Origin of the sequence: Nevskia sp. (genome assembly GCF_023266035.1) — a bacterium.
Lineage (GTDB): Bacteria > Pseudomonadota > Gammaproteobacteria > Nevskiales > Nevskiaceae > Nevskia.
This window is the reverse complement of the sequence record NZ_JAHFRY010000184.1, coordinates 1-6,406: the sequence shown is the minus strand read 5'-3', so window position 1 is coordinate 6,406 and position 6,406 is coordinate 1. Positions and strand designations below refer to the sequence as shown.

The 6,406-nt window shown below is 65.3% G+C and carries 6 protein-coding genes and 1 pseudogene; 3 read left to right on the top strand and 4 right to left on the bottom strand.

Annotation, left to right across the window (positions count from 1 at the left end):
- Together Q0D45_RS20045 and Q0D45_RS20040 are read right to left on the bottom strand one after the other, a co-directional pair.
- The coding region (locus Q0D45_RS20045; RefSeq protein ID WP_293397241.1) for a TetR/AcrR family transcriptional regulator at positions 1-620 on the bottom strand (620 nt) is incomplete at its 3' end.
- Between the two features lie 113 nt (positions 621-733).
- On the bottom strand, positions 734-1,432 hold the full coding sequence (locus Q0D45_RS20040; protein ID WP_293397238.1) for a TetR/AcrR family transcriptional regulator: 699 nt from the start codon (positions 1,430-1,432) through the stop codon (positions 734-736).
- A gap of 134 nt (positions 1,433-1,566) precedes the next feature.
- On the opposite strand from Q0D45_RS20040, the gene Q0D45_RS20035 reads away from it, so the two are divergent.
- The 3 genes from Q0D45_RS20035 to Q0D45_RS20025 all read left to right on the top strand — a co-directional run bounded on the left by Q0D45_RS20035 (position 1,567) and on the right by Q0D45_RS20025 (position 5,569).
- Positions 1,567-2,460 carry an SDR family oxidoreductase gene (locus tag Q0D45_RS20035; protein ID WP_293397235.1) on the top strand — a complete coding sequence of 298 codons (894 nt, stop codon included), beginning with the start codon at positions 1,567-1,569 and terminating at the stop codon, positions 2,458-2,460.
- Between the two features lie 152 nt (positions 2,461-2,612).
- The gene (locus tag Q0D45_RS20030; protein ID WP_293397232.1) at positions 2,613-4,823 is read left to right on the top strand and encodes a molybdopterin-dependent oxidoreductase; all 2,211 of its coding nucleotides are present in this window, start codon (positions 2,613-2,615) and stop codon (positions 4,821-4,823) included.
- Between the two features lie 113 nt (positions 4,824-4,936).
- The gene (locus Q0D45_RS20025; protein ID WP_293397229.1) at positions 4,937-5,569 is read left to right on the top strand and encodes a glutathione S-transferase family protein; all 633 of its coding nucleotides are present in this window, start codon (positions 4,937-4,939) and stop codon (positions 5,567-5,569) included.
- Positions 5,570-5,618: 49 nt separating this feature from the next.
- Here Q0D45_RS20025 and Q0D45_RS20020 read toward each other — a convergent pair whose 3' ends face one another.
- The gene (locus Q0D45_RS20020; RefSeq protein WP_293397226.1) at positions 5,619-6,131 is read right to left on the bottom strand and encodes a CinA family protein; all 513 of its coding nucleotides are present in this window, start codon (positions 6,129-6,131) and stop codon (positions 5,619-5,621) included.
- A gap of 28 nt (positions 6,132-6,159) precedes the next feature.
- Positions 6,160-6,406 (bottom strand): annotated as a pseudogene (locus Q0D45_RS20015) (enoyl-CoA hydratase); the annotation flags it as partial.

Here is a 6,406-nt window from a genome sequence, read left to right as displayed (position 1 = left end):
CTGACGTGGGCCACCGCCTTGATCAAGCGATCCAGGTCTTCGCCATGGCGGATCGCGCTGAAGCGGCCGAGATAGGTGACCACGAACCAGGACAGCGCATCGGCGACGTCATCTCCAGTTTCGGGGCGGCAGGCGCCGCTGCGATTGACGGCGGCGATCGCAGCCCGACAGCGGCCGCAGATGGTGTCCATCATCTTCTGGAACTGGATGCCCAGCGTTTCGTCGTTGCGGGCGCTGTCGTTGAACGCAGACAGGATCGCGTGGTGCTTCCGGAACGTCTTGCTGACACCGATCATCGTTGCTTCCATGTCCTCACGCAGCGGCCGTTCGCCGCCGGGCCCGGTGCCCAGCCAGCTGCCGGCACTGTCGACGATCTCGTCGGTGATCAGGCTCATCAGCCGGGCGATCAGCTCGTTCTTGTCGCGGAAATGCGAATAGAAGGTGCCGCGCGACATCCCTGCTTCCACCGCCAGTTCCTCGACCGACAGCGTCACGAAACGCTGCCCCTGTTCGAGCATCCGCTCCATCGCCGCCAGCAGCCGCTCCTCGATGGTCGGCTTCTTGCCGCCGTGCTTGCTGCGGGTACGTCGGGTCGGTCGGGGGCCAATCGTCGTCAGCATTCGGAATCCGGGCAGAGCTTCAGGAGGGGCCTCTATCCGTTGATGCAGAAGCCGTGCCCTCATTCTATCCGGGCCAGCAGCCGTATCGGCCGATCGGGGCCGATCGGGGCCAATCAGGGCTTCGGTATCCGCCAGGCCTTCACGAACAAGCTCACCAGCGACTCCACCCAACGCTTGCGGCTAGCCGGATGGCGAGACGGCGTCAGCAGCACATAACGCCCCGCCCCGCTGGCCATGCCGGAAATCTGCACGGCGGCGTCGTACGGCGAATCGAGATCGACCTGCCCCTTGTCCTTGAGTGCCTGCAGGTAGGCGACCAGCGGCTCGGAAATATGCTGAGAGTCTTCGAGCATCGCCCGGCCCAGCTTCGGGAAGCGGCCGGCTTCGGCGATCACCATGCGCATCACGGCGAGATAGTCCGGGTGCGTGTAGCCGTCGTAGAGCTTGGTGATGATCGCCCGCAGTGCTGTTTCCAGCGGCACATCGTCATTGGCGACGGTGCCGAGCCGAGCCCGTACCGACAGTTGCGCGCGGCGCGCCACTTCGACGAACAACTGCTCCTTGGTCTCGTAATGGCGGTACAGCGTGATCTTCGCCACGCCGGCCTCGCGAGCAATGCCTTCCATGCTCGCCGCCTTCAGACCACGGACGATGAACACCTGCAGCGCGGCATCGAGAATGCTCTTGCGCAGTGCCTCGCCTTCTTCCCGGGTGGGCCGGCCACGGCTGCGTACGACAGGTCGCGGCGCGACCTTGGGCGGCTCGGCAATGACCGACGGATCGGGGCTGCTGACGGCAGCTTTGTTGTTCATCCGCACATGATGCGACATCGCGCGCGAAGGCCGGAGTTCGTCACGCGTCGCGCTGGCATATTGAAGCGCCGCCACCTATATCGTATGGTACCGTACTTTTTTTCGTCGTTTCACTCGACTCAAGGGAAAGACCGATGGCGCTCTACGCTTCCGATGCATTGGCTGGCAAACGCATTCTCGTCACCGGTGGCGGCACCGGCCTCGGCAAGGGCATGGCGAAACACTTCGCCAGCCTGGGCGCCAACGTCCACCTGTGGGGCCGCCGCATCGACGTGCTGGAAGCCGCAGCCGCCGAGATCAACGCCGACTACGCGGCGCCGCGCGCCTTCGTGCAGACCGTCGACATCCGCAAGGCAGAGCTGGTCGATGCCGCCGTCGGCGAGATCTTCGACAAGTTCGGGCCGCTGACCGGCCTGGTCAACAACGCCGCCGCCAACTTCATCGCGCCGACCAAGGATCTCTCGCCGCGCGGCTTCGAAGCGATCACCTCGACGGTGATGAACGGCGGCTTCTTCACCACCCACGCCGTCTGCAAGCGCTGGATCGCGCTCGGCCTGCCGGGCTCGGTGGTGTCCACTCTGGTGACCTGGATCTGGACCGGCTCGGCCTATGTCGTGCCGTCGGCGATGGCCAAGGCGGCGATCAATGCGATGACCATGTCGCTGGCCGTCGAATGGGCCAAGTACGGCATCCGCCTGAACGCGGTCGCACCCGGCCCGTTCCCCACCGAATACGCCTGGCAGATGCTCAGCCCGACCGGCGATGCCGCCGTTGGCGCCACCCAGGCCGACGAAGTGCCGGCCGGCCGCTACGGCAAGATCGAGGAACTCGGCAACCTGATGACCTTGCTGATGAGCGATGGCGCCGACTACATCACCGGCGAAACCATCTGCATCGACGGTGGCCATCACCTCGCCGCGCCGTCGACCTTCGCCGGCCTGAACAAGCTCGACGATGCCGCCTGGGCGCGCATCAAGGAAGCGGGCATCGCAGCGACCAACGCAAGCAAGGCACAGCGCTCGGTCTGATCCGTCAGGAGCCGTCACGCGCGTTCATTCCACGCGTGACGGCTCAGCGCCACAGCCGATAACATCCAAAGCATCAGCAGCGAATCGCCACGACCTGCCGCCGTTAAAAACAACAATCAAGGGCCGGGCCTCACGTAGAGAGGAGCATGCGCATGACGCAGCAATCCGGCACCCATGGCGGCAAGTCTTCTAGCTCCGGCGTCGATCGGAAAACCTTCTGCGGCATCTGCGAAGCTTCCTGCGGCGTGGTCGTCACCGTTGCTGGTGACGATGTGCTGAAGATTCGCGGCGATGTCGATCACCCCAATTCCAAGGGCTTCCTATGCCCCAAGGGCGCCGCGTTCGGCGCCGTGCGCGACGATCCTGACCGCGTACTGCGGCCGCTGCAGCGCCAGGCCGATGGCAGCTTTCTTCCGGTCAGCTGGGATACCGCGCTTGATGACATCGGCGTACGCCTGCGCAGTCTGATCAAGCGCCACGGCACCGAATCCGTCGGCGTGCATCTCGGTAACCCCAACGGCTGGAACTACGGCGCCTTCATGTGGCTGCTGGGCATGGCGGCGGCGCTGAAGACCAAGCACCTGTACACGGCGTCGTCGGTCGACATCAACAACTACTGGGTGGTCGGCGAGTTGCTTTACGGCCACAATCTGGTGACGCCGTTCCCGGACATCGCCCACACGAAATTCCTGCTGGTGCTTGGCGCCAATCCGGTGGTCACGCACGGCAGCATGATGACCGCCGGGCGGGTCAAGGAGCAGATGGCGGCGATCGTCGAACGAGGCGGCCGCGTGGTGGTCATCGATCCGCGTCGCTCGGAAACAGCCGCGCAGTTCGAATGGCAGCCGATGCGCCCGGACGGCGACCCCTGGCTGCTCGCCGGCATGCTGAAGACCATCCTCGACGAAGGCCTTGCCGATCAGGAAGCCTTGCGCCAGCAGACCCGTGGTGCGGCGTCACTGCCGAACCTGCTGAAGGATGTGACGCCGGCCAGAGTCGCCGCTGAAACCGGCATCGCCTGGGCGGACGTGCAGAAGCTGGCCAGAGACTTCGCGGCCTCGCCGGCAGCCTCGCTGTACGGCCGCTGTGGCGCTTCGCTGGGTCCGTTCTCGACCTTGACCAAGTATCTGATCGACGTCATCAACATCGCCACCGGCAATCTCGACAAGCGCGGCGGCGCGGTCTTCGGCCAGCCGATGCTCGACACCGAAGCCTTCACCAAACTGTTCAAGAGCAATGGCTATGACCGCTGGCGCACCCGGGTCGACGGCATCCCGGAAGTGCTCGGCACCTCGCCGCTGGCCTCCCTGCCACGCGAGATCCGCACACCGGGCAAGGGCCAGTTGCGTGCGCTGCTGATCGCCTCCGGCAACATCGCGACCACCTCCTGCGCGTCCGGCGATGTCGGCGCCGCGCTCGACGAACTGGAGCTGCTGATCTCGCTGGATCCGTACCTGACCGAGACCAACAAGCGCGCCCACTACATCCTGCCGCCCACCCTTTGGCTGGAGCGCGACGGCCTGCCGATCTTCAGCCAGATGCACGCCGGCGTGCCCTATGCGCAGTGGGCGCCGGCCACGGTCTCGGCACGCGGCGAAGCCCGTGACGACTGGTGGATCATCGATGCGATCTGCAAGCAGATCGGCCTGGTTCCGTCGCCCTCCAAGCTCGTGCAGCTGCTCGGCAAGCTCGGCGTGCGCCTGACACCGGCAGTCGCCGTCGACCTGTTCATGCGCATCGGCCCAGCTGGCGACTGGTTCGGCCTGCGCAAGGGCGTCAGCCGCAAGAAGCTCTATGGGCAGACCAGTGGCGTGCAGCTGAACGATGCGCCAGCCGTCGGCGTCTGCCGGCGGAGAGTCCATCACAAGGGCGGCCTGATTCCGCTCGACCAGCCGATGATGCACACCGAAATGGCACGCATGGTCGCCCGTACTGCGGAGGACGATCCGACGTTCCCGTTGCGGCTGATTTCCTTGCGCGAACTCCGCTCGCAGAACAGCTGGCTGCACAACGTGCCGAAGCTGACCACCGGCGATCGCCGTCCGCACCTGCGCATCCATCCGACTGACGCCAAGCCGCTGGGCTTGATCGACGGTCAAGAAGTGGTGATCACCTCGCACTGGGGCGAGATCCAGGCACCGGTCGCGATCAGCGAAGAGATGATGCCGGGCACCGTGGCCCTGCCGCAGGGCTGGGGCCATGGCGGTGGCTGGCGACGTGCGGTCGCGATCGGCGGTGGCCGCTACAACGATCTGACTTCGAACGACGCCGCCGAAATCGACATCCCGTCCGGCAATGCCGTACTCAACGGCCTGCGGGTGCGGGTCTCCCAAGCCTGCATCGAGATGGCACAAGCAAGCTGATACATCGTCCGTAAGGACCAGCCCGGCTGGCATCGCCGTAGCCCGGACTTCTACGATGCAAGCTCGTCTCCGCTCCGCAGAGAGCGGTTTTTCGATCGCTGGAGGAGACCTCAATGCTGAAGATTCATCACCTCGTCGCATCCCGTTCCGACCGTATCGTCTGGCTCGCGGAAGAGCTCGAAATCCCGTACGAACTGGTCCGTCATCTACGCAATCCGCAAACCTTCCGTGCGCCGGATTCGCTGCGCGCAATCACACCGCTGGCCAAGGCGCCGGTGATCGAGGATCAAGGCGTGGTGGTCTCCGAATCGTCGGTGATCTGCGACTACCTGATCGACCAGTACGGCCAGGGCCGCCTGCGTCCTTCGGCCGGCACGCCGGCAAGGCTCGACTACGCGTACTGGATGGCGTCTTCGGAATCGACGCTGATGGTTCCAGTACTGATCGACGTGCTGTCGACGATGACCCAGTCCGATGCCGCCGGCCTGCTCGGCTTCGCGATGGGCGAGTACGCGACCATGTTCGGCCATGTCGAACGCACCTTGGGCAAGCACGCCTACATTGCTGGCGACAGCTTCACGGCGGCTGACGTGATGGTCTATTACACCTTGGCGATGGCGGCCGGCACCGCCCTGCCGATCCCCAGCCGCGCGCCGATGGCCGACTACCCGCTGCTTGGCGATTACCTCGCTCGTCTCGAATCAAGACCGGCCTGGCAGAAAGCCAACAAGCTCTGCGCGGCCTGAGGATCTGCTTCACGTCATGCCGGTGCAGGCACCGGCACGACGTCCTGATTCAGGCGACTTGAGACGGCGCTGCTTCCAGCGCCTCCACCAGCAGCGCCAGCGCGGCATCGGCGAACGCCCACATGTTCGCCACCCGATCGCCACTGCCGGTGCGGATGGTCCGCACCAGATTCACCGGCCCGACGACGGCGATACAGGTATGGCCGGCCGGATCGCCATAGCGATTGCCGTCAGGCCCGGCGGCACCGGTTTCCGACAGCCCCCACAAAACGCGTTCGCCATGCTTGGCGCGCACCGCTTCGGCCAGCCATTGAGCGTAAGGCTCGGAGCTGGAGCGGATGCCGCGCGCCTGCATGTCTTCGATCGAGATGCCGGCAAGGCCCCGAATGGCGCGTAGCGAATAGGTGATCGCGCCACCGGCGAAATAGGTCGACGCGCCGGGCACCGCCAGCAGGCTCGCCGAGACCAGACCTCCCGCCGAGGTTTCACCGATCGCGATTTTCTCGCCACGCGCTTTCAGCAGTTCGCCGGCGCGGCTGCCCATCTGTAACAGGTCATGCATGTTGGCGCTCTCCCCGAGGAATGATCGATCAGCGGCCGCTGAACACCGGCTTCTGCTTGGCCAGCACGGACTGGATGGCGTTCCAGGAGTCCTCGGTCTTCGCACAGGCAGCGATCGCGCGAGCTTCCATCTCCAGCTGGGTGTCGAGCGAGGTGTCGAAGGTCGCCAGCAGCAGCTTGCGCAGCTCGCCGTACGTGCGCGTCGGGCCTGCCGCCAGTTGCGCGGCCAGGGCTTCGGCTTCCGCCGCCAGCGCGCCGTCGTCGACCACCCGATTG

Coding starts and splice junctions, on each gene's coding strand:
- Q0D45_RS20040 (WP_293397238.1), bottom strand. CDS start 1,432: ATGAACAACAAAGCTGCCGTCAGCAGCCCCGATCCGTCGGTCATTGCC.
- Q0D45_RS20035 (WP_293397235.1), top strand. CDS start 1,567: ATGGCGCTCTACGCTTCCGATGCATTGGCTGGCAAACGCATTCTCGTC.
- Q0D45_RS20030 (WP_293397232.1), top strand. CDS start 2,613: ATGACGCAGCAATCCGGCACCCATGGCGGCAAGTCTTCTAGCTCCGGC.
- Q0D45_RS20025 (WP_293397229.1), top strand. CDS start 4,937: ATGCTGAAGATTCATCACCTCGTCGCATCCCGTTCCGACCGTATCGTC.
- Q0D45_RS20020 (WP_293397226.1), bottom strand. CDS start 6,131: ATGCATGACCTGTTACAGATGGGCAGCCGCGCCGGCGAACTGCTGAAA.